Consider the following 3,506-nt stretch of genomic DNA (forward strand, 5'->3'; position numbering starts at 1 on the left):
GCTATATCCCGCCTGCGGAGGCTGAGGCAAACTTCCACCAGCAACAAGCAGGTCAGGCCATGGCGGCCTGACTTAAACGAAACGGCCTCCACAAAAGCCGGGGCGGTTCACCTGGCCGGTACCACCAGTGAGCCCTTTGTTGCTGACAGCAAAGGCCAGATCGCCATCAAAGTGATCGATGAGCGTGGTAACGAGCTGATGCGCGTGCTGAACGTGGCGGAGGCAGAGTAATGACCGGACGTACCGCCGTACCGGTCAGCGAAGTACCGGAACCCATTATCAACTCACCTTATGCGGAACCGACTCACCATTGGCAAGTGGCTGTCGGTAAGTCGCCTGTCAAAGCAGAAGGCCGCCGCCCGGCCTACTACTTTTACCGGGTGCCAGAAGGTGCCGGTACTGGTCGCAAGAACAAGCGGCAGGCCGAACTGCTCGGTGAAACTGATGTTGGCTCCCAGGAAGAGCTAGGACAGGTCAACCTGATCCGCCAGCGCCTTAACGAGTGGCGAGCGGGTAAGTTGACGGGCACCCCTTATGACGGTGCCTCTCGGGTCACCAAAGAGCTGATTGAGCTGTGGCGGTCTGAGGATCGAGGTCAGCGCCTGTTCTTTGCTCAGATTGAAGCCGCAGAAACCATCATTTTTCTGGTGGAGGCCGCTGAGATCTACAAGAAGGGCCTCCTTGGGATTCCGAAGGACGAACCGGGCCCAGAGGGCAAAGCCAAAGGTCTGCGCGCCTTCACGCGTTACGCGAGCAAGATGGCAACCGGCTCCGGTAAGACCACTGTGATGGGGATGCTGGCTGCCTGGTCGATTCTCAACCGAGTGGCAGCACCGACCGATGATCGCTTCTCCGATACGGTGCTGATCGTTTGCCCCAACGTCACCATCCGTGAACGCCTAAAGGAACTCGATCCGCTGCTGGGCGACTTATCGCTCTACCGCACCCGCCAGTTAGTGCCCGTACAACGAATGGAAGAGCTGCGCCGAGGCGAGGTGATGATCGCTAACTGGCACAAACTCGCCAAGCTGGAGAGCAACACCGTCAATGGTGACTCGGCCAAGGTGGTGAAGACTGGTGAAGCGGTTGAGATCACCAAACAGTCGGGTAAGGACAAAGGCAAAGTCGAAGTTAAATACTTTGAGTCAGACGCTGCCTGGTTCAAGCGCATACGCCAGGAGTTGGGCACAGGTCGCGGTCGTAGCCCACATTGGTTGGTGTTCAATGACGAAGCACATCATGCCTATCGTCGTGGCGATAACATTGATGACGAGAGTGAAGCCTCACTCGAAGATGACAAAGACACTGCCAAGAAAAACGCCAAAGAAGCGACCATCTGGATCGAAGGCCTCGACCGTATCAACAAGCTGGCCAATGGCCGTAAGAACGGCATCAACCTCTGCATCGACCTCTCCGCCACGCCGTTCTATATCCAGGGATCTGGCAATGAGGTCGGAAAGCCTTTCCCCTGGATCGTTTCCGACTTCGGTTTGCTCGACGCTATTGAGTCCGGCCTGGTGAAGATTCCGGAACTGCCGACGGCGGACGTGGGTGGCACTGAAGAGGCTGCCTATTTCAACGTCTGGCGCTGGGTGGAGGCCAAAGCTGAAGAGGACGGTCACGGCAAGAAGCTCACTCCTCAGCTGGTGATGAACTACGCCAGCACACCGATTACCTTGCTTGCCACTGACTGGCACAAGAAGTTCCAAGAATGGGAGCTACTCCATAAAGAGAAGCAACGTTACCCCATTCCTCCCGTTTTCATCGTGGTCTGCCGTGATACCAAGGTGGCGAAGGAAGTCCATGGTTGGCTAGCCGAGAACGAAGGAGGCTATGGCGAAGCACCTGAATGGTTCCGCAATGAACCGGGCCGAGAGGTCACAGTGCGAGTCGACTCCAAGATCGCCGAGGAGATGGAAGCAGGAAGTGGTAGCGATGAGGTAAGGCGTATGCGTTTTATCCTCGACACTATCGGTAAAGCCAAATGGCCGGGCGATAAAGTGCCTGAAGAGTGGTCAGAGCTGGTGCGCAAGCACAATGACAAGCTCAACAGCGATGACGATGAAGAAGAGGGCGATACCCAAGGCTTGCAATGGATCGACGAGCGCATTCCGCCTGGTCGAGACATTCGCTGCATCGTATCCGTAGCCATGCTGGCGGAGGGCTGGGATGCCAACACGGTGACCCACATCGTTGGATTACGTCCGTTTGGTTCACAGCTGCTCTGCGAGCAGGTCGTAGGGCGGGCATTACGACGTGCGAGCTACGTTGTTGATGAAGTGACAGGGCTCTTCACAGAGGAAACGGCCAAGGTATTTGGTGTTCCATTCGAGCTCGTTCCCTTCAAAACACGGTCTGTTGGCCCTGCTCCTGTACAACGGGAGCAGCACCATATTTTCTCAATGCCAGAGCGCGAGCAGTACCGCATCGATTTCCCCATCGTCATGGGTTACCAAGAGGTCAACCAGTTCGACGTCGTGGTCGATTGGACTCAGGTAGCTCAGGTCACCATCGACCCGATGACACTGCCGACAACCGTTCAGGTTGGGCAGATGGTGGCGCCGGATGGACACCTGACGGCTTTTGGCGCTGGTAAGAAGTCTTCCGTGACACTGGCCGAATGGCGCGCGCTGTTCCGCGATCAGCAAGTCGCCTTCATTCTGGCTAAAGAAATCTGTAAGCAGTGGCGCACCGAACGTGGCGACAGCGTCCCAATAGGAACCTTGTTTCCAAAGGTGCTGAATGCCTGTGCACGGTTCCTACGAGAGAAACTCGTGCTGAAGGGCGACTCTTGCGCTTGTGATGTACTGGCCAGCGGTAACTATACCCAGTCAGTAATCGGCAGCCTGTACAACGCGTTGCAGAGTGGTACCGAGGAAAAGCACGGGTTCTTACCGGTCATTCCACAGGGTTCTGCCGGGCTCGGAAGCACGCTGTACGTGGACTTTCATACGACCAAGCCTGTGCGCGCAGTCACCAAGTGCCATCTTAATTTGATGGTGGCCGATACGGCTAAGTGGGAACAGAGCGCAGGCTTTTTGCTCGACATTCACCCAGGCGTCGTGAAGTGGGTTAAGAACGACCGTTTAGGCTTTGCCATCAGCTATCGCAAGCAGAACATCAAGCACAGCTACGTGCCTGACTTCATTGCTGAGCTAGATATCGGGATGAAAGTCATTATTGAGGTGAAGGGTCAGTACAACGATGACGCGGATCTCAAGGCCAAGGCCGCTCAGCGCTGGGTTGATGCAGTGAATCGCAGTGGCGAGCACGGCCTTTGGCATTACATGGTCGTTCAGGATCCAAGCAAGCTGGGGGTTGAACTCAATCAACTTAGCCTGGACAAGCTTCAAGGGAACGCGGCTTAACTTGTTACAGCCAATGAGGCGGAAGCTCTAGGGATTCTCCGATCAAGTCAGCACAAGCCGCCCGACCTGTGCTGAAATAGCCCTCCGTTCAGCCCCCCAGCAAGTCTTGCCCATGAGTCAGATGAGCTTTTCCGATTT

General features: G+C 55.9%; 1 protein-coding gene and 1 pseudogene. Both read left to right on the forward strand.

What is annotated here, in order from left to right; translation table 11 throughout:
- Positions 1 to 231, forward strand: a pseudogene (locus tag NJF35_RS24435) (hypothetical protein); the annotation flags it as partial.
- Positions 231 to 3,368, forward strand: a complete 3,138-nt coding sequence (locus NJF35_RS24440) for a BPTD_3080 family restriction endonuclease (RefSeq protein ID WP_253091601.1) — start codon at positions 231 to 233, stop codon at positions 3,366 to 3,368. The pseudogene NJF35_RS24435 and the gene NJF35_RS24440, both read left to right, overlap by 1 nt.
- Positions 3,369 to 3,506 lie beyond the last annotated feature (138 nt).

The sequence above is a fragment of the Pseudomonas guariconensis genome, from assembly GCF_024127895.1.
GTDB classification, from domain to species: Bacteria; Pseudomonadota; Gammaproteobacteria; order Pseudomonadales; family Pseudomonadaceae; genus Aquipseudomonas; species Aquipseudomonas guariconensis_B.

Bases quoted from the DNA above. Each gene is read 5' to 3' on its own strand.
- NJF35_RS24440 (WP_253091601.1), top strand. From the start codon at position 231: ATGACCGGACGTACCGCCGTACCGGTCAGCGAAGTACCGGAACCCATT.